The sequence below is a fragment of the Ornithinibacillus halophilus genome (genome assembly GCF_900129485.1).
In the GTDB taxonomy this organism is placed as follows: Bacteria; Bacillota; Bacilli; order Bacillales; family Amphibacillaceae; genus Ornithinibacillus; species Ornithinibacillus halophilus.
The window spans coordinates 72,199-94,338 of the sequence record NZ_FQVW01000005.1; the positions used below are offsets into that span (position 1 = coordinate 72,199).

At 34.5% G+C, this 22,140-nt stretch carries 25 protein-coding genes and 1 rRNA gene; 5 read left to right on the top strand and 21 right to left on the bottom strand.

All coding sequences use genetic code 11. The features are described from left to right. Positions 1 to 185: 185 nt before the first annotated feature. The 9 genes from BUB12_RS04410 to BUB12_RS04450 all read right to left on the bottom strand — a co-directional run bounded on the left by BUB12_RS04410 (position 186) and on the right by BUB12_RS04450 (position 8,897). Complete coding sequence (locus tag BUB12_RS04410) at positions 186 to 605, bottom strand: YtxH domain-containing protein (RefSeq protein WP_072888449.1); 420 nt, start codon at positions 603 to 605, stop codon at positions 186 to 188. A gap of 26 nt (positions 606 to 631) precedes the next feature. Next, positions 632 to 1,036 carry a DUF948 domain-containing protein gene (locus BUB12_RS04415; protein ID WP_072888521.1) on the bottom strand — a complete coding sequence of 135 codons (405 nt, stop codon included), beginning with the start codon at positions 1,034 to 1,036 and terminating at the stop codon, positions 632 to 634. 402 nt (positions 1,037 to 1,438) lie between these two features. After that, positions 1,439 to 2,749: a UDP-N-acetylmuramate--L-alanine ligase gene (gene murC / locus BUB12_RS04420; protein ID WP_072888451.1), complete on the bottom strand. Its 1,311-nt coding sequence runs from the start codon at positions 2,747 to 2,749 to the stop codon at positions 1,439 to 1,441. A 186-nt stretch (positions 2,750 to 2,935) separates the two neighbouring features. Further along, positions 2,936 to 4,051 carry a nicotinate phosphoribosyltransferase gene (locus BUB12_RS04425; RefSeq protein ID WP_072888453.1) on the bottom strand — a complete coding sequence of 372 codons (1,116 nt, stop codon included), beginning with the start codon at positions 4,049 to 4,051 and terminating at the stop codon, positions 2,936 to 2,938. Between the two features lie 60 nt (positions 4,052 to 4,111). Further along, positions 4,112 to 6,328 carry a DNA translocase FtsK gene (locus BUB12_RS04430; RefSeq protein WP_072888455.1) on the bottom strand — a complete coding sequence of 739 codons (2,217 nt, stop codon included), beginning with the start codon at positions 6,326 to 6,328 and terminating at the stop codon, positions 4,112 to 4,114. A gap of 159 nt (positions 6,329 to 6,487) precedes the next feature. After that, entirely contained in the window at positions 6,488 to 7,090 is a 603-nt protein-coding gene (gene ytpR, locus BUB12_RS04435; RefSeq protein ID WP_072888457.1) for a YtpR family tRNA-binding protein, read from the bottom strand. Between the two features lie 18 nt (positions 7,091 to 7,108). Next, a complete protein-coding gene (locus tag BUB12_RS04440; protein ID WP_072888460.1) occupies positions 7,109 to 7,912 on the bottom strand; it encodes a DUF1444 domain-containing protein in 804 nt (267 codons plus the stop codon). Positions 7,913 to 7,949: 37 nt separating this feature from the next. Next, positions 7,950 to 8,267 (bottom strand): thioredoxin family protein, encoded by a 318-nt coding sequence (locus BUB12_RS04445; protein WP_072888462.1) that lies wholly within the window; start codon positions 8,265 to 8,267, stop codon positions 7,950 to 7,952. A 111-nt stretch (positions 8,268 to 8,378) separates the two neighbouring features. Then, positions 8,379 to 8,897 (bottom strand): hypothetical protein, encoded by a 519-nt coding sequence (locus BUB12_RS04450; protein WP_072888464.1) that lies wholly within the window; start codon positions 8,895 to 8,897, stop codon positions 8,379 to 8,381. Between the two features lie 192 nt (positions 8,898 to 9,089). Here BUB12_RS04450 and BUB12_RS04455 point away from each other — a divergent pair, with 192 nt between their 5' ends. Beyond that, entirely contained in the window at positions 9,090 to 9,530 is a 441-nt protein-coding gene (locus BUB12_RS04455) for a YtoQ family protein (RefSeq protein WP_072888478.1), read from the top strand. A 94-nt stretch (positions 9,531 to 9,624) separates the two neighbouring features. Here BUB12_RS04455 and BUB12_RS04460 read toward each other — a convergent pair whose 3' ends face one another. The 3 genes from BUB12_RS04460 to BUB12_RS04470 all read right to left on the bottom strand — a co-directional run bounded on the left by BUB12_RS04460 (position 9,625) and on the right by BUB12_RS04470 (position 11,644). Next, on the bottom strand, positions 9,625 to 9,963 hold the full coding sequence (locus BUB12_RS04460; RefSeq protein WP_072888480.1) for a zinc ribbon domain-containing protein YjdM: 339 nt from the start codon (positions 9,961 to 9,963) through the stop codon (positions 9,625 to 9,627). 20 nt (positions 9,964 to 9,983) lie between these two features. Next, entirely contained in the window at positions 9,984 to 10,490 is a 507-nt protein-coding gene (locus tag BUB12_RS04465) for a DUF84 family protein (protein ID WP_072888483.1), read from the bottom strand. An 89-nt stretch (positions 10,491 to 10,579) separates the two neighbouring features. Then, positions 10,580 to 11,644: a M42 family metallopeptidase gene (locus BUB12_RS04470; RefSeq protein ID WP_072888485.1), complete on the bottom strand. Its 1,065-nt coding sequence runs from the start codon at positions 11,642 to 11,644 to the stop codon at positions 10,580 to 10,582. Between the two features lie 175 nt (positions 11,645 to 11,819). Here BUB12_RS04470 and BUB12_RS04475 point away from each other — a divergent pair, with 175 nt between their 5' ends. Next, a complete protein-coding gene (locus BUB12_RS04475; RefSeq protein WP_072888487.1) occupies positions 11,820 to 12,137 on the top strand; it encodes a PepSY domain-containing protein in 318 nt (105 codons plus the stop codon). A 42-nt stretch (positions 12,138 to 12,179) separates the two neighbouring features. Here BUB12_RS04475 and BUB12_RS04480 read toward each other — a convergent pair whose 3' ends face one another. After that, positions 12,180 to 13,034, bottom strand: coding sequence for a YtnP family quorum-quenching lactonase (locus tag BUB12_RS04480; RefSeq protein WP_072888489.1), 855 nt, complete (start codon positions 13,032 to 13,034; stop codon positions 12,180 to 12,182). A 129-nt stretch (positions 13,035 to 13,163) separates the two neighbouring features. Next, positions 13,164 to 13,799: a tRNA (guanosine(46)-N7)-methyltransferase TrmB gene (trmB, locus tag BUB12_RS04485; protein WP_072888491.1), complete on the bottom strand. Its 636-nt coding sequence runs from the start codon at positions 13,797 to 13,799 to the stop codon at positions 13,164 to 13,166. 75 nt (positions 13,800 to 13,874) lie between these two features. On the opposite strand from trmB, the gene BUB12_RS04490 reads away from it, so the two are divergent. Continuing rightward, positions 13,875 to 14,162: a YtzH-like family protein gene (locus BUB12_RS04490; RefSeq protein WP_072888494.1), complete on the top strand. Its 288-nt coding sequence runs from the start codon at positions 13,875 to 13,877 to the stop codon at positions 14,160 to 14,162. Here the strand turns inward: BUB12_RS04490 and BUB12_RS04495 are convergent. The 6 genes from BUB12_RS04495 to BUB12_RS04520 form a co-directional block, all read right to left on the bottom strand. Further along, on the bottom strand, positions 14,137 to 14,967 hold the full coding sequence (locus BUB12_RS04495) for a phosphotransferase family protein (protein WP_072888496.1): 831 nt from the start codon (positions 14,965 to 14,967) through the stop codon (positions 14,137 to 14,139). The genes BUB12_RS04490 and BUB12_RS04495 overlap by 26 nt on opposite strands. 211 nt (positions 14,968 to 15,178) lie before the next feature. Next, positions 15,179 to 16,099, bottom strand: a complete 921-nt coding sequence (locus tag BUB12_RS04500) for a diacylglycerol/lipid kinase family protein (RefSeq protein ID WP_072888498.1) — start codon at positions 16,097 to 16,099, stop codon at positions 15,179 to 15,181. After that, entirely contained in the window at positions 16,096 to 17,010 is a 915-nt protein-coding gene (locus BUB12_RS04505) for a hypothetical protein (RefSeq protein WP_072888500.1), read from the bottom strand. The genes BUB12_RS04500 and BUB12_RS04505 overlap by 4 nt, the downstream gene beginning before the upstream one ends. Further along, positions 17,011 to 17,571: an RNA 2',3'-cyclic phosphodiesterase gene (thpR, locus tag BUB12_RS04510; RefSeq protein ID WP_234982564.1), complete on the bottom strand. Its 561-nt coding sequence runs from the start codon at positions 17,569 to 17,571 to the stop codon at positions 17,011 to 17,013. It abuts the gene before it with no gap. 12 nt (positions 17,572 to 17,583) lie between these two features. After that, positions 17,584 to 18,300, bottom strand: coding sequence for a pseudouridine synthase (locus tag BUB12_RS04515; protein WP_072888504.1), 717 nt, complete (start codon positions 18,298 to 18,300; stop codon positions 17,584 to 17,586). A 28-nt stretch (positions 18,301 to 18,328) separates the two neighbouring features. Beyond that, positions 18,329 to 19,954 (bottom strand): putative polysaccharide biosynthesis protein, encoded by a 1,626-nt coding sequence (locus BUB12_RS04520; RefSeq protein WP_072888506.1) that lies wholly within the window; start codon positions 19,952 to 19,954, stop codon positions 18,329 to 18,331. A gap of 176 nt (positions 19,955 to 20,130) precedes the next feature. On the opposite strand from BUB12_RS04520, the gene BUB12_RS04525 reads away from it, so the two are divergent. Together BUB12_RS04525 and BUB12_RS04530 are read left to right on the top strand one after the other, a co-directional pair. After that, positions 20,131 to 21,399 (top strand): BaiN/RdsA family NAD(P)/FAD-dependent oxidoreductase, encoded by a 1,269-nt coding sequence (locus BUB12_RS04525; protein ID WP_407668437.1) that lies wholly within the window; start codon positions 20,131 to 20,133, stop codon positions 21,397 to 21,399. Between the two features lie 162 nt (positions 21,400 to 21,561). After that, the gene (locus BUB12_RS04530; protein ID WP_234982569.1) at positions 21,562 to 21,804 is read left to right on the top strand and encodes a hypothetical protein; all 243 of its coding nucleotides are present in this window, start codon (positions 21,562 to 21,564) and stop codon (positions 21,802 to 21,804) included. 156 nt (positions 21,805 to 21,960) lie between these two features. Here BUB12_RS04530 and rrf read toward each other — a convergent pair. Beyond that, positions 21,961 to 22,076 (bottom strand): 5S ribosomal RNA (gene rrf / locus BUB12_RS04535). Positions 22,077 to 22,140 lie beyond the last annotated feature (64 nt).

Sequence of the window (22,140 nt, forward strand, 5' to 3'; positions counted from 1 at the left end):
ATGTTCCTCTGACGTAGCTTTCCTTGGAACTGTGCCTGCGATTACTCGGTCCCACCGAAAAGATTTGTCCTGCGGGAATAGCACGTGTCTGAAGACCCGAGAGATGTACCTGCGTCTACACACTGATATTTTATATTATTTAGGTTGTTATGCCCCCCCGCCCTCTTGTTTATTTATTAATCATTTTATTTTTCTAAGTCTTGTGCAACTTCTTCAATAGCGTCTGCTACTTCATTCACTGTTTCTAACGCTTCATCTTCTTTATTACGAATGTCGTTAAGTTTTTCTTGTACATTTTTTGTTACATCTTGTGTTTTTTCTGATACCGTTTTTGAGATTTGTTGTGAAGAATCAACTGCACGCTGTTTTAGTTCAGAACCTTTTTCCATCGCTTTATTTTTCCATTCTGAACCTTTCACTTGGGCAGTTTCTTTCCAATCGCCAGCACGTTCTCGAACCTGAACTGCCCCTTGATTAATATCCCCTCTTAGTTCTCTTCCTGATTTTGGTGCAAAAAGTAAAGCGACACTAGCACCTACTAACCCACCAATTAATGTACCAATCATAAAATCTTTACTGTTAATGTTATTGTTGTTTTCTCCCATTTCTTAATTTCCTCCCTAAGCTTTTATTATTTTCTTTTCTTTTTCCACATATCAACTAATGCTGTTCCCCAGGTAACTGCTTGTGATGCCTTGTCCTGATTATGCATAGCAGTTCTTGAAATAGTAGAAGAGAACTGCTTTAATGATTGGTTAAATTCTTGAACTGTTTCACCAATCCCTTTAACTCCATCAAAAACACCATTCAATTTTGATGATTTTTCATTAATATCATCAGCTAATTTATTGGTTTTATTTAAGAGTTCTGTCGTTTCTGAAGTAATACCCTGCATCTGTTTTTCAAGTGACTCCAATGTATTAGCAACATTGTTTAATGTACGTTGAGATGCTTTTAACGTCATAGCTAAAAATACAACTAATACTGCGAATGCTACTGCTGCAATGATTGCTGCAATATATAACAACCCTTCCATCTTCCAATTCATTCCCTTCTCTTGTCCATTTTTAAGTATGATTGATCTTCTACTATAGAGCCTGCTTTACTTAATAGGAAATCTCCATATAGTAAGTCCTATACTTCTATTTTCCCGAAATATGTCGACTCTAAACAACATCTAGTTCTATTGTTACTCAAAATAGAAATTTTAGTATATCTATATTATAGCAGTCCCCTATCAACAATTTCGACATTTATGTATGAAAATCCTTTAATCAATTCAGAATTTTATTTAGAAGTGAATGTATTGCTAGTTTGGAAAGAACATAAGTTATCTCGAAAAAATTTAAATCACTACAGAATAGCGTTCGTTTTGTTAGTCACGCTATATAAAAAAAGAGTGCTAGATTCTTAACAAATTAGCACTCTTTTTGTATTCCTATTCATTATTACTTACTTGTAAACTTTTTTCATAGGCTTCCTGAAACTTTTGAATGTCTCCAGCTCCCATAAATACAAGGACACTGTCTTTATGTTCTTGAAGGACATCAATATTTTCGATTTCTAACAATGTTGCATGATCAATTAGTTTCAATAAGTCATCAATTGTTAATTGACCATTATCTTCCCTAGCCGAACCAAATATATCACAAAGAAAGACATGATCAGCTTCCTTTAAGCTATCAGCAAACTCTTGTAAAAATGTTTTAGTTCTTGTAAAAGTATGTGGTTGGAATATAGCAACAATTGGTCGATTAGGATATTTCTTCTGCGCTGATTCAATGGTTGCAGTGATTTCTATTGGATGATGTGCATAATCATCAATAATTATTTGGCTATCAATTACTTTTTCAGTAAATCGACGTTTTACCCCTTGAAATGTAGAAAGACTCTTCATTGCATCTGCTTGAAGTCCTTCATAATGACAAATCGCAATGACTGATAAGGCATTTAAAATATTATGGTTTCCATACATCGGTATTTTGAAAGAATCATAAAATGTGTTGCGAACGAACACATCAAATTCAGTACCGTCTTCCACCTCTTTTACATTTTGTGCTTGGAAGTCATTGGATGGAGAGAATCCATAGTACACTACAGGTACTTTTGCCTGAATCTGTTGAAGTTGTTCATCATCTCCACAAGCAATAATACCTTTTTTCACATTATCTGCCATTGATTGAAATGCATTAAACACATCATCTATACTAGTAAAATAATCTGGATGATCAAAATCAATATTTGTCATTATTGCATAGTCTGGTTCGTAGCTAAGAAAATGCCTACGATATTCACATGCTTCAAATACAAAATATTCACTATCTACATGTCCTCTCCCAGTCCCGTCTCCGATCAGATAGGAGATAGGAAAATTTTGTTGAAGTACATGAGAAAGTAATCCGGTAGTAGATGTTTTACCATGTGCGCCAGTAACAGCAACACTTGTATATTGTTTTAACCATTCACCGAGAAATTCATGATACCTATAATATTTTAAGCCCCGACGTTTTGCTTCTCTTATTTCAACGTGATCATCTGAAAAGGCGTTTCCAGCAATAATTGTAAAATTATCTTTTATATTTTCTTCTGAAAAAGAATAAATTGGGATACCTTTAGCTTCAAGTGCATCTTGGGTGAAAAATCGTTTCTCTACATCAGACCCTTGAACATTTTCTCCAGAGTCATCTAGTATTTGTGCAAGTGCACTCATTCCTGTACCCTTAATACCAATAAAATGGTAAGTTGTCATAAAAAAGAACCTCCAAATTTATGTGTACAATAACCTCAAGTACTCATTATAGCAAAAACAGAACACTTTGTGTTTGTAAAACTTACCTCTTACCCATACTTTATTATAGTCAGTTTTATCTATTTCTTTTCAGAATGCTTATTTTAGTAACAGGCTGTGTGCTCCGACTAAATATAACACTATTTATTATTCCCGTGAATCCCTGTATTCCACTTTTTCTAAACGAGGATTTGGACGATACCGTCTACCTTCTTTCGCTTCAGGAGTACCATTTAGAAGTACATTGTCCCCGGTGAAACCAATTTTCATATTTAGTAAACTTCTCCCGACACCATATGTGTCAACTGGAACACCAAGATTTTCAAAGTGACGAATTTTATCTTCTGTAAATCCACCTGTTGCAACAATTTCAACATGTTTATATCCTTCATCATCTAACGCTTTTCTTAAAGCAAATATAAGCTCAGGATTAACACCTCTAGGGTCAAACGTACCCATCAAGTGATGGTTGCGCAAGAAATACTTATCAACTAATGTTTTTGAAGTATCTAATCGTACTCCTACTAACTTATCTCCAAATGCCCTAGCTACTTTTAATGAATCTGTTATCACATCATTATTATAATCCACTAATGCTACTAAATCATCGTTAGGAAATACTTCATGATAGGCTTGTGTAGCTGCAACAACATCACCTCTAAACATTTGGATCATTGCATGGGGCATCGTTCCCATTCCTTCTTTCCCCCACCATTCATTCATGGCATGTGTTGCTTGTGCAGTTGATCCACCGATAAATGCAGCGTAACCATCTCCAGCCTGTTGTGTATAGTGATCATCACGATCCCCCATAAAGATTACAGGCTTTTGTTTCCCTGATGTTCTAGCCGCTTTTACGACATTATATACATTTGTGGCAACCGATGTTCTTCTAGCTAATATCCCATCAATAATCCCCTCTAAGAAGCCAAAACTCTGATATGGCCCAGAGATTGTCATTACGGATTCAAAAGGAGATATTTTATCTCCATCTTTTAAAGAATAAATTTCAAGATTTTCTGGTTTATCTGCAAATGTATGTACTAAGGCAATGGCTTCATCTGTACCACATAAAACAGAATCTTCTTTTTGGAAGAATTGCATCGTAACATTATTTTGTGGTAATTTCTTTTCAGCAATTTCTTTTGTTTTCAAGAAATAAACTGCTGAAAACCATCCTTCTCGAATTCGTTCATCAAATTTAAATGTTTTATTAGTTAATCGATTGATTTTTCCTTGTAGTTTTTGTTCAATCTCCTTCATGCGACGTTCTCCTTTAATTTTTGTACATTGAATTTATTGTATCACACAATACATACTTTTTTATAATTCTTCTAACTGAGACCTCGTGACTAAAATATCTCTAGGTTTACTTCCATTTTGTCCAGTAATAATTCCTCTATGTTCTAACGTATCAATTAACCTTGCAGCACGATTATATCCAATTTTAAAATGGCGTTGTAGTAAAGACGTACTTGCACTGTTTTGCTGTAAGACGAATTGAATAGCATCGTTTAGCAAATCGTCCTCATCCTCATCGACTGCCATTTGTTCTAACAACGTATCTTGTTCAAAAAGATAATTTGGTTCAGCTATGTTGCGCACATGATTCGTAACTCTTTCTACTTCTTCATCGGATACGAATGGACCTTGCAATCGTACAGCCTTTCCACTTCCATTCTCGATAAATAGCATATCTCCTTTTCCAAGTAACTTCTCAGCACCTGAAGTGTCAATAATGGTACGTGAGTCGACTTGTGACGATACACTGAAAGCAATTCGTGTTGGGATATTCGCTTTGATTAATCCTGTTAAAACATCGACTGAAGGCCTTTGCGTAGCTAATAATAAATGTATTCCACATGCTCTTGCCTTCTGAGCTATTCGACTAATTGAATCCTCTACATCTTGAGGAGAAACCATCATCAAGTCTGCTAACTCATCAATTACAATAACAAGGTATGGCATTTTCTCAGAATGTCTCTCTTCACTTTTTACTTTACGATTATACCGCTCAATATCTCGAACTCCTTCTCTCACGAATCGGTTATATCGATCTTCCATCTCTTCTACGGCCCATTTTAATGCAGCAGTAGCGGCTTTAACATCCGTGATGACCGGAGACACCAAGTGAGGAATACCGTTATATGGTGCCAACTCAACCATTTTAGGGTCGATAAGCATAAATTTTACATCTTCATAACTCGCTTTATATATTAAACTGATTAAAATCGTATTAATACAAACACTTTTTCCAGAACCTGTAGCTCCAGCAATCAAACCATGAGGCATCTTCTGAATATTGGTAATCATAGGTGCTCCTTCAATGCTTAGGCCAAGTGCAATAGAAAGAGGTGATTTACTTTCTTGAAAATCAGTTACCTCTAGTATTTCCTGTAGACCTACCATTTTAGATGTTTCATTCGGAACTTCAATGCCAATTGTGTTTTTACCTGGTATAGGTGCTTCGATTCTTATATCCCTTGCTGCCATATTTAACTTTATGTCATCACTTAAATTCTTTACTTTACTCACCTTAACACCAAGTTCGGGATGAACCTCAAACCGAGTAACAGCAGGGCCCTGAGTTGCACGAACAACCTTTGCACGTACATTAAAGTGCTTAAGTGTTTCTTCTAGCAATCTCTGTTGTTCCCTTACCCATAAGTGATTTGTACTATTATTTTTCACTGGGTCATTTAACAAATGTAATGGAATTTCAGATTGACTTGCTTCTATTACTGGTATTTTTGTTTCTTTTTCCTCTATCTTTTTCTTTTGCAATAGCATATTACGCTTATCTCTAGGTGTCATCATTACATTATAAGGAATTGATCGATTTCTAGATTTTTTATGACCATTATGCTCATTATCAGATTTTTGCTGTGATATTATTTTCCGTTGCTGAATGGATTCTTGTTTGTCTTCTCTTGGTCTTGGCTCGGAAGGCTCTGCAAACGTTTGGTGCTGTACGTCCTCTACGGTAACAGCAACTTCATCAGTATTTTCATTATTCACTACTTGATTGTCAATCGTTATTTCATCTTCGTTATTTAGATAATTTTCTTCTTGTTCCTCTTTATGTATTGATTCAGATGACCTGTTTAGTCGAGTTGGCTTTCTCAAAAATGCTGGTTCATCTTCTATTTCATTGTCCTCCTGATTTCTCGAACGAAAACCATAAATTGGTGAAGGTACTTCACTTGGTTTAAATGGTTTCTTTTCCACCTTTTGTTCGTATGTATTGGGGGTATAGTTCATGTCAATAGGCTCTTCTTTTTGTTTTTGTTGATACGTATACTCCGTTCTCATTTTTCTTCTATGGAAAGCAGGGACATCATACTCATCGTTACTAATCTGCTTTTGGTTAGGAGATTGCATCTCTGGAAAACGGAAGTTGTTGTTATCTGGATACTGATATAGCATTCTTGCTTTTATTTGTTGGTGACTATCTACTCGTTCATAGGATTGTTGTTTTGGTTTATCTTCTTCCTCTTCCCATATGAAGTTTTCGATTCTTTTCTTCCACTTTTCCCACATTTATTTCACTCTTTTCTATTGTGTTGCTATATATGTATTTTAACAGGTTTACTGTAGAATGGTAGATTATTTTACAGGAAATCTAATCTACGACTATCTTAATACCTTCCTGCAAACCGAAAAGCAACCTTCGTCACTATGACAAAAGGTTGCTTTACATTAAAATTGAAATGCCTCGCCTATTTGATACGAATCTTCTAGTACATAAATTCCTTTTTCTTTTGGAGCATTTGGTAAACCAAGTTCTTTCTGAGAACAAATCATCCCATTTGAAGGTACTCCACGAAGTTCAGTAGGTTTTATTTTCAAACCACTAGGCATCGTTGCTCCCACTTTCGCTACTACAACTTTCTGGCCTTTATCAACATTTGGTGCTCCACAGACAATTTGAAGTGTTTCTGAACCTACATCCACTTGACAAACACTTAATTTATCTGCATTTTCATGTTGAGTCTTATCCGCTACAAAACCAACAACAAATTTTGGACTCAAATCAAAGTCTAGTGGATCATTTAAATTGTTCTTTTGGAATAACTCTTTAATTTCGCTTAACAAATCTTCTGTTAACGTAATTTTACCCGTTTCATTTAAGTTTACATGATTAGAAGCATCGAAAATATTATACCCTAGAATCTTCCCATCTGTACTTACAATTTTAACGATAGGACCGTATTTTTCATGGGTTAATTCTTCTCGATTTCCTTCTTCTAATGGGATAATTAGTACATTACCAATTCCTTGTGGATTATAAAAAACATCCATTCTAATCACTCTTTCCTATTATTTCTGTGGTTTATTTTTTGCTAATATGAAGATCGGTGTTAGTTCTTTATCTTCATAAATAAATGCTAAAGATGTTATTGGAATACGACCTTCCGCAAAAAATTTCATTGTCATTTGTGCTAATATATCATAACCTGTCTTATTTTGTATATCGACAATGATTAATACATCCTGGTGAGGTACAGCAACGGCTAATTCACCTTTGCTTTTTGCCTTCATCTCTTCTAACAGAGAATCATTTAAAATACGACTAGCGTCATATCCATCTTGTGCTGCAAAAAAGTAAAAATCATTTCCTGCTACTTGATCCAATTTGTATTCAGTCGATAAGGAACGTAAATTGAATGTTGCAATTTCATCAAGATGTTCATTCGTCCATCCTTCTTGCTCGACCATATTTTCATTGATAAGGCGATAAGATTTCCCGACATCTAATGCATAAAACACTCTCGTTTCTGCAGTATGTTCCTTATATACCAGTCTTTCTCCTTGCTTTGTTTTTTTAGGGAAAGATGTTGAACGAATAACAGGTAAAATATTCCTTTCTCTTCCTGCAAGTTGATAACTCTCATTCATCATTACGAGTGATTGAGAAATATGGTCAACTAGTTCGTCAATAGCATCTTCACCACGTTCATTATATTTTGCAATTACTTTTGGTAATGTAATCGTTACACCTTGTTTGCTGTCTTTCCACTCAATTCGAAATGTATCTTTATCGCGATTAAACGATGTTCGATAATTAGGTCCTGCCAGTCTATCTTCTAGTATTCGCTTTAACTTTATACTAGTCATTTTCATTGTAATTCCTCCTTATCCCGAAACAGAGGTACGCTTATTACTTCGGTAAATTCTCGATAAATTGTACAATCTCTTCCTTTGTTTTTCGGTCTTTACTAACAAAGCGACCAATTTCCTCTCCATGATGAAAAGCAAGAAAACTTGGTATTCCAAATACGTCAAAGTCCTGACAGATAGAAATAAATTGATCACGATCAATAAGTATAAATGTATAGTTAGAGAATTGCTCTTCAATTTCAGGTAAGATTGGTTCAATTACACGACAATCTGGACACCAATCAGCAGTGAAAAGCATAATTACTCTATCTTTATTTTTATATTGGTTAAATTCCTCAGTTGATTGTAATTCTATCACTATAAATCACTCCCACAAATATCATAGCTTTGTTTAGCTTATCTTTCAATTATTGGGCTTTGTATTTACGGATTTCATGTAGAAAAAATAGAGCCTGCTTATCAACAGCCTCTATTCTTGTTTTTCGGATGAAATGATAGAATTTGCAATTGTCATCGCTTCACTAGCATTTTTCTCTAAATTAGATCGATTGCTAATCGTTGTAATTTTAACTCCCCCGATTCCAACTTGTAACTCATACATTGCATCTTCTTCGGGTAATATCCGTACATAGCCAAATTTCTCGTCATCCTCAAAAGACTCAAGTAGAACATTATCATTTTCTTGAACTTTATCATAGTTTAACTTACTTTTAGAGGATTCAAAAGGATTGTAGAAGACTAATAATAACTGTTCATTAATTGTAAGTATAACATTATTAGCATCAACTTCTTCTACTGTTGCATTATCAGATAAATAAAATGAAAATCCTTCTGACTCATAGTTAACACTTACTGGTGTTTCAAATGCATTCTCGGCTGCTTCTTTTGTTTTTTGAAATACTGCATCATCCGTGTCATAGCTAATAACACTAAAAACTATAATAAATAATGTTAATGCTGCAATTACTATTATTGTTTTACGTTCCATATAAAAGTTGCTGGTATATTACTTTACCAGCCACCCCTCCCTAATGTGTATTGCTACTAAAGACCTATTCACTCTTTTTATCATACTATTATTTTTTGCATTTTAAAAGTCATTGAATTGTATCAATTATTTTCATTTAGTGAGCTTTTTCGGTAAACTAAGATTAACTAAATATTTTGGGAGGTTTTCTTTATGGAATTAACAGTTTATTTAGCTGGCCAAATTCACGACGATTGGCGAGATCAATTAGAAGATAAAGCAAAAGAAAAGAATTTACCATTAAACTTTGTTTCACCCCAAACAAATCATGACCGTTCTGATGATATTGGAGAAGCTATTTTAGGGCAGCAACCTGGTAAAGTATATAGAGATGATGCAGCTTCTAGTGTGAACAATTTAAGAACACAAGTATTATTACAAAAATCTGATGTTGTGATTGCACTCTTTGGGGAAAAATATAAACAGTGGAATACTGCTATGGATGCAAGTGCAGCGATTACAATGAATAAACCAACTATCATTGTAAGACCAGAAAGCTTAATTCATCCATTAAAAGAACTATCGAATAAAGCCAACGTTACGGTTGAAACGATTGATCAAGCTTTAGATGTTCTAGCCTATATTTATGAATAGAAAACTATGAAATCAAAAAAATCCGAATATAGTTCGGATTTTTTTGATGTAACTATATAATTATTAAACAATTAGATTTTAGAGTTAAAGATCCTTACACTTTTTTAACAAATTCCGTTTTTAGTTGCATTGGACCAATCCCATCTATCTTACAATCAATATCATGGTCACCATCAATCAAGCGAATATTCTTCACTTTTGTTCCTCTTTTAACTACCAAAGATGAACCTTTCACTTTTAAGTCTTTAATAACAGTTATTGAATCTCCATCCTCTAGTATATTTCCATTGGCATCTTTGTATACTTTTTCATTGTTTGTTTCATCATCTTCTGTAGGTGCCCATTCGTGACCACATTCAGGACAGATAATTAAAGTACCATCTTCATATGTATATTCAGAGTTACATTCTGGACAATTCGGTAATTGTGTCAATTCAATTCCTCACTTTATCGTTATTTTACTTTCCAATATTCCCATTGACCTCTCAATAGAGTAACTACATGTTCAAACATAGCACTTCTGGATATTAAATTATTAGTGAAAATACCAATTGCACCTTCATTGTTTCTTACTTCATTTTTTTCAGCATAGGAGTCCATAATATCCCCAAGTTCTACTCCTCTTTTCAGTTGATCGTCAATTTCCTTAGGTAATAAAACTCTTGCACCACTTGCTGTGAAAATGGATTTTTCAGGAGTCACTAAAGCACCCCAGTTACATAAGAAAAGTTGGTTGTCCACATACATGACACCACCTTCTAATCCTATCCCATAAACATCTTCTTCAGATTCAGCACATTGTAGTGCACGGTTCACTGCCCCATCTCTCGTTTCTTTATCAGAAAATGGTTGCGCTGAAACTTTGGAAGGAACAGAAAGGGAATTAACTATTTCGTCTGCAAAAACATGTTCAACTGCTTTAATTTTAGTAGGATTTTTTGAGCCGACGATAATTTTCATGGTAATTCTCCTTTATGTATTTCTTGCGTATCATTACAGGTTAGATATATTAGAAGCTGCTACCAAATGGGTAACAGCTTCATATAAGTCTATTGTTGACGAATTAAATCTACTGTATTCTGGTCAGTATTTTTAACTAATTTAACAATTAGTTCTTTTGCTGCTTGGTAATCATCCACATGAATGATTGATGCAGATGTATGGATATAACGTGAACAGATTCCTACAACTGCTGATGGAACACCATTATTAGATAGATGTACGCTTCCAGCATCTGTTCCACCTTGAGAGATGAAGTACTGGTATGGAATATTGTTCGATTCTGCAGTATCCAAGACAAATTCTCTCATTCCACGGTGTGTAATCATTGAACGGTCAAAAATACGTAAAAGTGCACCTTTACCTAGTTGGCCAAATTCTTTGTCATCCCCAGACATATCATTAGCAGGTGAAGCATCTAATGCATAAAAAATATCTGGTTGAATCATATTTGCTGCTACTTTGGCACCACGTAATCCTACTTCTTCTTGGACTGTAGCTCCTGAGAACAATTGGTTCGGTAACTTTTCACCTTGTAATTCTTTCAGCAACTCAATGGATAGTCCACAACCATAGCGGTTATCCCATGCTTTTGCTAATATTTTTTTCTCGTTTGCCATTGGCGTAAAAGGACAAATAGGTACGATGGTTTGTCCTGGCTTAATACCAATCTTTTCAGCATCTTCCTTATCATCAGCACCAATATCAATTAGCATATTTTTAATTTCCATTGGCTTTTTACGTTGTTCGTCGGTTAAATTATGTGGTGGAATAGAACCGATTACACCAACAACAGGACCGTTATCAGTCATTACTTGTACTCGTTGTGCCAGTAATACTTGGTTCCACCATCCACCAAGTGGTTGGAAGCGAATCATTCCATTTTTGGTTATTTGTGTAACCATGAATCCAACTTCGTCCATATGGCCTGCCACCATTACTTTCGGACCTTCCCCTTTTCTTACACCAAATACACCACCAAGATTATCTTGAATAATTTCATCGGAGTATTTTTCTAGTTCACCTCTCATAAAGGTACGTAAAGCATGTTCATTCCCAGGTGCACCCTGCAATTCGGTTAATGTTTTAAATAAATCTAGCGTATCCTGCTTCATGATATCCCTCCACTTGTTTCTCTTTATGTATCATTATTAGTATAAATCAACTGTTTTATAGTTTCCACAATTCCAACACATGTATCTATTATTTTCTATTTTTATTTTTTTAAGGTATACTAATCTTACATGATGGTACGAATACAATAGCAAATCTACGCAAGAGGTGAGATGAATGGGAATGAAAAAAGCAGTCCTAGCAGCAGGTCTTGGTGTGGCAGTTGGATACTTAGCCAAGCAACAAATTGATCGTAATCAAAAGATAACACCTGAAAAAGCTTTAAAAAGAGCAAAAGAAGTATTTAAACAACAAGGCCCTATTAGTGGATCTTGGATTTATATGAAGCCAGAAGAAGTTCAAAAACACGGTCTTTCATATAATATCTATCGCGGAGGAATAACTCGGAATATCGATGGTGAAAGTAAACAATTTGAGTTTCACATTGATGTTGATACAGGGGCTGTCATAGACGTCGTAGCTGAATCTCTTTAAAAAATTATGACCACCAGGATAAATTATCCTAGTGGTCTTATTTTAATTATAGGAATACCGTTTCCTTTTAATAATTTCTTGTATTTCTCCTTTTTCATCAAACTTCACGGCTCTGTGATAGGCATCATGATAGAAAGTATACCATGCATTATTCTTATACCCAAAATCCATCCATCTTTGCTTCTCGTGAACAGAGGTAACAGGATAATCATCATATGCTAACGCCCAAAGTTTATTTTGATGCCCTAGGGTCGGCATTAAATCTGCCATATGTATAAAACAATTCCCTTCGTCCTCAAATACCAATATACTATGCCCATCACTATGCCCACCTGTATGAATCATTCGTAACCCCGGAATAATTTCAAGCTCGTCAGTAAACGTTTTTACTTGATTTACAATTGGCTTCCAGTTCATTTCCCAATACGTATTTACTGATCGGATATTAGGGTTTCTCATTTCATTCCATTCCACTTCTGATGTATAGATAATAGCATTTTTAAATATCGATTCGAAGCTATCAGAGGTTTTTTCAGTTAAACCACAAGCATGATCAAAATGTAAATGTGTCATCAATATAAGGTCAATATCATTTGGAGTAATATTTAAAGCTTCTAATGATTGAATAACCGAAGATTGCTCTAATACACCAAAATTACGTAACTGCTTGTCTGTAAGTTTGTCATTTCCTATTCCACTATCCACTAAAATATTCTTATCGTCTATTTGAATTAGAAGCGGATCTGTTCTTAATTCAATTGTGTTATTTTCATTAACGGGATATTTTTTGCTCCATAACGCTTTAGGAACAACCCCAAACATAGCTCCCCCATCTAAAAAGTTCACGCCACCATTTAACCAAGTAATGGTCGCACGTCCCACTTGTAATTTCTCCATATAATACCTCCCCTTTGACATAAGTGTAGCTAAAACAATATTTTTCTACAACGCTAACATTGTACGTAACCCTCATAAATAAACGAAAAGACACCAATCACAAATGGATCAGTGCCTATACTCCTAATATTAGAAACTTGTTTTACAACGATAAATAGGATTACCTTTAGCCGAGAATTTCTCTTCGTATTCAGTCATCACATTTTCTGGATCTTCTAATGCATGCAAATTCAAGGTCACTTCTTCTAATGTCATGCCAAACTTTGAAAAACTAACTAAAGAATATTCAAATAAACCTCTATTGTCTGTTTTAAAAATAACTTGTCCATCTTTATTAAGAATTTTACGATATGTGTCTAGGAAGGTATGGAAAGTTAGTCTTCTCTTCTCATGACGATTTTTCGGCCATGGGTCGGAGAAGTTAAGATAAATATTTGCTACTTCTTCATTCTCAAAAATGTCACCTAGCTCCATCGCATTTTCATTTAGCATAAGTATGTTACTTTGGCCTGAATCTAAGACTTTTTGAGCAGCAGTAACAATCACACTTTTTGCTAATTCAATACCGATAAAATTTATGTTTGGGAATTGTTTTGCCATTCCTACAATGAACTGCCCTTTCCCAGTTCCTATTTCAATATGAATGGGATTATTATTATTAAACAGCTCATTCCATTTTCCTTTATAATCTTTCGGATTTGGTATGATTAAGTGCTGATTATCTTTTAAAAAATCATCAGCCCACGGTTTATTTCTTTGTCGCAAATCTTACACCTCTTTTGTTGGTACTTTTACATATTTTTTATCGAACATCGAATACTATAGTCTGAGGTGAGTCAGATGTCATTAACAGTTGAAAACCAGCTATCCTTACTAATGGATATATTAGATGAGCAACAACAAGATTGTTGTGCAGAGGTATCCGAATACCAACAAATTAAACGGTTGGTAAAATCAATGTTAGCGAACAATAGTATTACAGATGAACAACTTTTACAACTCCTGCCTGAAATTTATAATTATGGAAGACAGGGTGAGAATGTTCAAAATATGGAAGAACATATTACAACAAATAAAGAAAACATTAATCAGTGGATTAATGCTATCTCTTTAAATCAAGTGGAATAACCGAGCTAACTTGGTTATTCACTTTTTTTAATAGGTCTAGGCGTTCTTTCATTCGATTAGGTTCATTACGCTCATAATGCCATGCTATAAATTTTAATGTATCTAAAATTAAATACCAATATAAACGTTTTAGAAAGTGCTCATCCCGTTCGATGCCATAACGACTTAACCAACTATCCCAATTATCTTGAGGTAAATAACTCAATAGAACCATTCCATAATCGGTCATCGGATCAGATATCATGGCATTATCCCAATCTATAAGGAATAACTGATTATCATCCGTCAATAGCAAATTATGGTGATCTATATCACCATGACATACTACTTGCTTCTCACTTTTAGTAACTGGAAAGTACTGATACAAATATTGAATTGCCTTGATTACTTCAGTATTTTGGTTAATTTCAATTAATTGGTTTAACCTGTTTTTCAGTTCTTTCAAATGGTCTTCCGACGTGATTGGCTGTTTTCCTAGTCGCAAAAGCATATGCAACAGTTCTGTGGAATGATGGATCTTGTGAAGTAAATCAGCAACTCGTGGATGCTGCATTTCCTCTGGCCTTAAGGCTCTACCTGCAAGCCATTCTTGAGCAGTAACAACATCTCCATTATCCATTCGTTTCGTCCATACAAGCTTTGGAACAATTCCTTCAGCAGATAAAACTGCAAGAAATGGGGAAGAATTCCTTTTTAAGAAAAGTCTTCTATTCTCTTTTTCCGCAAAAAAAGCATCGCCAGTTAACCCACCAGCAGGTTTTATTTTCCACTCGTCACCGAGAACTTTTTGAAACCATTCCACCATAAATTCCTCAAATCTTTGCTATGTTGTCATTATGCTATCCATATATTTTCAAGCTATAATTAGCCAATATTCATAAAAATTACACATAAAGTAAAGTTACATTTTATTTACAAATATGTTAATAGATTACCGAAAAACGACAGATTTTGCAAGGTGTCTAGCTTCATTCCAAGAAAATATATTTTCTAAAGAAACAAAGTACTATAGTAATTTACTTGTTTATTGTACCCAAAATCCGTACGTTTTCTTGGTGTTTCGTTACATAGCCTTGTTTTCCTTTAAATGTTTGCCCATCTACCTGATAAGATACATCTCGTTGAGCACGAAACATTATATCTTTAGCTTGATATACATTTACTTCTTTAAAGGAAACATGCTTTCCACTAAATACCGTCAGAAAGAGTCCTAAAATCTTCCACTTTGATATTTTATCTACAATAAGTACTGAAAAATTATTTGGTTGTATCTTTGCAGTGGGTATTATTTTCATTCCCCCACCATAATAGGCATGATTAGTAATTGTAACCATCCAACAATCATCTATGATATATTTTTTTCCGTCTAATACTAGCTCTGCATGAAACGGCTTAAAATGGAATAAGACTTGAATAAGTGCAAATACGTAACTCACTGTTCCAATATGCAGTTTATTTAATAGTTTTTTATAAACAGCTCGATTTGCTTGATCAGCAATTGCTGCATCAAAGCCAAACCCAATACTATTAACAAATTGACGTGGCTTATCCCCTTCTATGCTATACTTACCAAGCCAATAATCTGTTGAATGCTCCTCAATTACTCGTCTTAAAATTTCAATTGGATTTCCTTTAATTTTGGAACCACGGGCAAAATCATTTCCAGAACCACCCGGAATAAAAGCTACATTTATTAATGGGTCAATACCATTCATCACTTCATGTAATGTACCATCCCCACCGATAACGACAACAGCTATTAGGTTTTCTAGATTTTGCTTACTGATTTCCGTTGCAAGTTCTTCAGCATGATTTGGATATTCTGTAAAATAGACTTTGCTTTGTACTTCCTGATAAATAGTACTTTTTTTAATCTTAGTATATATCCGTTTTCCTCTGCCATGTCCTGCCGCTGGATTTACAATAAAAATTATCATTTTTCAACCTCATCAACAAATTGAATTTGATCGTTGTCTTCTTCCCACTCTGGTCTTCTTACAGAAGTAGTTTGACAGTTTAATAGAATCTGCTCAACGGCTTTTAACTGAGTGTTTTTTAATGGGGATACAAGAGAACGTTTTTCAGTAAACCAATCCTCATGTCGATTTTTATCAATAATCGTTGTATTATATGGCTCTACTACAGAAGTTATTGTATTATTGCGCGCTAAAATCACTTTCTTCACTGGAAAATCAATATTCTTCTGACGTAAGATCGATTGAATAATCATTTCTGTTCGCTTTAAGGCTATCACAGGACTCAATATCTTTTTTGTAGAGTCTCCTTGTCTGATTTCCCATGAACGATCATCTATTATATAAATGTTTGCTCTTCTATCCTCGTCCATCACATAGATAATTTCTATACCTACAGGACTAATTAAAATAATCTCTCCATCTATAGGCGCTTCTTTAATTCGAAAAATTGGATAATACATTAACAAATACGTATCTGGAAATCTTTGTAGAAAGTATTTTAATTGCAAATCACGTTCGAATTTTTTATCCATAAACGATACTTCTGTTACTGTTGAAGTGGCCCATTTTAATTGTACAGGTAGGAGTTTATCTAAGAAATAGAATTTTAGATCTACTTCTGTCTTAGGAAGATTGTTATAAATTGATGGCTTTTCTTCAGACTGTTTAACCTCTTCTTCACGTTTAAATAAGGATTTCCATTTTGATTTAGTTATTGGTTCAGTTACTGGTTCGTCTTTAGGTGGATTTGCCCAAAGATACTTAAGTTTTTTCCAATTCTCTTGTTTGAATCGGATATATTGACTTGGATATCTAAACGCATTCCATTCATAGCGGGAGATATAGTCTTGCAATTTAATTAATTGAGCCATCTAATTCCCTCCTTCTAACGAATAAGACCGTATTACCTCATATTTTGGACTACGTGACGGGAAGATTTGATAAATTACAATTTCATCAACCGTTATTTCTAATTGTTCTTTTTTAAAGGAACACAGTAATCGATCGATATCATCTATTGGTTCACTATTCCACTTTTTAGCCAGCGTAATATGAGGCTTATATAATCTATTTTCTTTAGAAAAACCAATGTTTGTCGCACATTCCTCTACCTTTTTTTGCAACTTTAGAAGAGATTCATTTTTTTCAACACCAACCCAAAGTACTCTCGGCATGGATTGCTTACCAAAAGTACCAATATTACCTACTGTTAGTTCAAACTTAGGAAGCCTCTCTATCTTTTTCAATTGTGCAATTAACTCCGATAACTGATCAGGTTCAACTGCTCCTAAAAACTTTAGTGTGATGTGTAAATCTTCCATATGTGGCCATTGTTTATACGTTAATTGGTCTTTGAAATGCTTTTGCCAATTCACTAACGTTTCTTTTAATGTTCTAGGGAGTGGTATGGCAATAAAATAATGAGATGTCATCATAATCAGTCCTTATTTAAGTGCTAAGAGATAATCTAGTTCATTCTTATAAAGTTCTCGAAATTCCCCTAATTTAAGTGACTCATCTAATTGTAACTCTCCCATACTAACGCGTTTTAAATACTTCACCTTTTTATTTACTGCTCTAAACATACGCTTCACTTGATGAAACTTTCCCTCTGTTATCGTTATTTCAACTTTTGAAGTCTGCTCACTTAATAGAATTGTTAATTTAGCTGGTTTCGTCTTATATCCATCATCTAAAATTACTCCATCTCTGAATGCGTTAATATCATCTTCTGTTACTGTCCCCTCTATCTCGGCATAGTATGTTTTTTCAAAGTCTTTTTTAGGTGATAGTAACTGATGAGCTAATTTCCCATCATTCGTTAGTAACAATAGTCCTTCCGTATCCTTATCTAATCTGCCAACTGGGAATGGATTAAATAGTTGGAACGTATCTGGAAGAATATCGACCACTGTCTTTTGCCCTCTATTATCTTCTGTTGCAGAAATTACTCCAGGAGGTTTATTCATCATAAGATAGATATACTCTTGGTATTCGACAATCTCATTCTTTACCTTAATCACGTCTTTATTTGGCTCCACGTGAATGCTTCCATCTTTTACAATCTTGTCATTTACAGTAACATCTTTCTTTTTTAGTATTGATTTAACATCTTTTCTACTTCCATATCCCATATTAGACAAAAGTTTATCTAGACGCATCATTATTCTCCTAACAAGTAATTCTCAACTACTTACCAAAAATTCGTTCTAAAACCCGAACTCGCTCTCCTAAAACACGTTCTAGTAATGTTGATTTATAAGCAAACCATAAGTATGTTAATCCACCAAACATTACCCCTAATACTAGCATGATTGATAATCCGAACCTAGATTCTTCATATGCAACCAATAATCCAAGAACAAACTTGATTATCCAAATAGCAATTGCCATAAAAGTAACAAAGATACCTACCAGCATCGTACGTTTAATTAACGGTTTTATTGGTAAATCTACTGTTTTTTTAATTTTCCACAGATTTAATAAAACAGGGATTGCAAAAGCTAAGGCAGTAGCATAAATAGACCCTTTCGCACCAAACATATAAATGAACTGTGTATTAAGTAATACCTTTGCTAAAATCCCGATAAATAAATGAATTACAGCCGTATTTTGTTGATTAATCCCCTGCATTATAATCGCTGTTACACTGGATAAAGCAAAAAGAACGGCTACTGGAGCATACCAAGCTAAGATACTACTGGTAGTATCTAATTTTCCCATTCCGAATAAGGATCCATACACTTCATCTGATAATAATGTAATTCCTAAGGACGCTGGAATTACCAAAACAATAATGATTTGAATTGCTTGGTTAATTTGATCCTTTAATGCCTGACCATTTTGTTTGGTAAATGATGACGTAATTACTGGTAATAAAGCTATTGAAAGTCCCGAAGCTAAAGTTGCTGGCATAATTACTAACTTATGACTCGTAAAGTTAATGGTACCTAGCATCATCTCAGTAACATCACCTTGGCCAATCTTGATCATTGCACGGTTAAACGTGACGGTGTCAACTAATTGAACTAAGGGAATAGCAATTGCAAAAAACACAAACGGTCCAGCATAACTTAGTAATTCGGTAGCCAAGTCCTTCGTTGTTAAATCACTAGTCCTTGTTTGCTGTGCAATTTTTTTGTCTATATAAGGCTTTCTCTTTCTCCAAAAATACAAAAGTACTGTATAAGAAGCGATTGCCCCAATAAACGCTGCAAAAGTAGCAAATCCAACAGCAGTTGCAATCGTACCATTAAAAACATTAATAATTAAAAAGACAGCTGTTAATAAGAATATTATCCTTACAATTTGCTCCACTACTTGTGATACAGCAGTAGGTCCCATCGATTCATTTCCTTGAAAGAATCCTCTAAAAATACTCATGGATGGTATTATAATTAGAGCAATACTAACCATGCGAATGACCATCGTTACATCCTCAACAGAGTTATTCACGATGTCAGCATCTGCAAGCATAATTTTCGCTAATGACTCTGCCCCAAAAAATAAAATTAAAAACGCAAGAATTCCTGTGACAGCCATTATCTTCATACCTACTTTAAACATTCTCAGTCCAGTATAATAATCCTCTAATGAATTATATTTAGAAACAAACTTAGAAACTGCTGAGGGTAATCCGATAGTAGATAGGGTTATTAAAATACTATAAGGTATATAAGCATATTGAAACAGTGCCCCTCCTTCTTCACCAATCATTGCGTTAAAAGGAATAACATAAATCATCCCAAGAAACTTGGTTAAGAAAGTGGCACTGGTTAATAGGAGTGCTCCCCTTACCATTGTTGATTTTGACATTGTTTCACCTGCATCTAAGATTAATATAAGCTAAGGCTATTTTACCATACAATTTATAAACAAGGATAACGTTTCCTCTATTATTTAATTGAACAGTTACAGTTTTTCTGACCATTATGGGTAAATATTATGGAAAAAGTGGTAAGATAGGAAAAGAGAAAGGAATGAAGAAAGTAATGTATGATGTAACGATAATAGGTGGTGGCCCTTCAGGATTAATGGCTGCTATTGCTGCTGCAGAACATGGAGCAAAAACATTATTAATTGAAAAAGGAAAAAAGTTAGGTAAAAAACTAGCGATATCTGGTGGTGGTAGGTGTAATGTAACCAATCGCTTACCACAAGATGAAATCATTAAGCATATACCTGGAAATGGTAGGTTTTTATATAGTGCCTTTTCTGTTTTTAATAACTATGACATCATTGATTTCTTTGAAGAATTGGGTGTTGCCTTAAAAGAGGAAGATCACGGACGTATGTTTCCCGTATCTAACTCAGCAAAAAGCGTTGTGGATGCATTAATTAATAAAATGGATGAGTTACATGTAAAAGTTAGAATGAATACACAAGTAGAAGCCATCCATTATGATAATGGTCATCATATGATTATATTAAAAGATGGAGAAAAGATTTCAACAAAAGCAGTTGTAATAGCTGCAGGAGGAAAAGCCGTACCACATACCGGATCTACAGGTGATGGATATGCTTGGGCAAAAAAAGCCGGCCATACCATTACAGAACTATACCCTACAGAAGTAGCATTAACTTCAAAAGAAAACTTTATTAATAATAAAAGCCTTCAAGGGTTATCATTAAGAAATGTTGCTCTATCTGTCTTAAACAAAAAGAATAAACCGATAATCACCCATCAAATGGATATGATTTTTACTCATTTCGGTGTGTCTGGCCCCGCAGTCCTTAGATGTTCTCAGTTCGTAGTTAAAGAACTATTAAAAGGACGAGACAATGTCACGATGCACCTAGATGTCTTACCAAATGAGAATGAAGAACAGCTAATGAAACGTATTCTAAAGCTATTAGAAGAAAACCCAAGAAAAGCAATAAAAAACCTTCTTAAAGGAATTGTTCCAGAACGATTATTAGAATTTATTTTGAATAAAAACCAATGTAATGATGAGCAAAAAGCAGCTAATATTTCTAAAGAGATGGTCCGTTTAATTGTACAAGATATTAAACATTTTACTTTTGAAGTCCACGGCTCCCTTCCATTAGAAAAAGCCTTTGTTACTGGTGGTGGTATTTCAACAAAAGAAATAGTACCTAATACAATGCAATCGAAACTAATGGAACGTTTGTATTTCTGTGGTGAAATTCTTGACATACATGGTTACACTGGAGGATACAATATTACATCAGCACTAGTTACTGGGAGATTAGCTGGGATGAATGCTGCATTTGAAGTATCAAGTTACACTATGAATTAAGAGAAATTATAGAGCGAGTACTCTTTTGCATACGAACAGGAAATTTCACTCAAGAACATGCACCTGTCCCTGTCAAATAGTTCAATGTTGCCAAATAATGTGGCATTTATTCTCTCTTACCTTAAAACACTGGAAGTTCATTCCTAGCATGATTTTTTATTGGTGTTACATGCTAAGAATGTCTGGGGGCAAAAAGAAGGGGTTGAGTTAAGAATGCAGAAGAATGGAATGTGGTTACCGTTGATTGCATCAGTTGGAGTTGGTGCTGCAACTTATTATACGATGTCTAAAAACAATCAAAACTTAGGTCAAACCGTTTCTAAAGTAGTTCCATTTATTTCGCAATTAACTACAGGGAATTCAAATAGTAATTCACAAAAACTGGGCCCTTATGGAATGAGCTAACCAGAAATAATTAGTACACCTATTTGCGAATAGGTGTACTTTTTATATTATTGAATCTAAATTCACGTTGGAAATACTGAGCATTTATTTGTTATAGTCCCCTTCTTAAATCAAAAAAACATGGCAACCATAATGGTTACCATGTTACTCTTTATTGTCTGGCGACGTCCTACTCTTGCAGGGGCAAAGCCCCAACTACCATCGGCGCTGAGAAGCTTAACTTCTGTGTTCGGCATGGGAACAGGTGTGACCTTCTCGCTATCGCTACCAGACATTTATTAAATTTAAGGACAAGACTTATTATAATCACTTCTGAATTAAAATGCAAGTCTTTTT